Annotated in this window: 1 pseudogene; it reads right to left on the reverse strand. The window is 46.8% G+C overall.

Annotated elements, in window-relative coordinates:
- A pseudogene (locus tag R8O11_RS26810) lies at positions 1-385 on the reverse strand (lipase); the annotation flags it as partial.
- Positions 386-387: the final 2 nt, after the last annotated feature.

The raw sequence follows: 387 nt of genomic DNA on the forward strand, positions 1-387 counted from the left end.
TTTTTCCGTCCCATTCCGTCAAACGCTGGTTGATTTTGATAACTTTAACGCCAGAAGCCAACATGCCAGGAGCGAAGCCATCGCCGTTAAAGTTCAAAACGATAGGCATAGACGTTGACCAACCGTCCATTGTGTTCATTGATGCGCGTGGATTAGTAAGGGCATCATCACCGTTAGTTGGCAGACCAAGCGTACCATCTGACGTATCCATAAGTAGGTAAGAAGGGGCAGGTACGTCTGCGTTTGCACCTTGGATAGTAAAGCTAATTGAAGTGCCACGATCTAGCAATGCTTGAACTTCCGATTCAAACGTTACTTTATCTGTTGTGCCTGAGCTTGATGTGTTGTCGCCACAACCTGCAAGTAGGATCGCAGAACAAAGCAGTG

The sequence above is a fragment of the Vibrio sp. 1288 genome, from assembly GCF_033344475.1.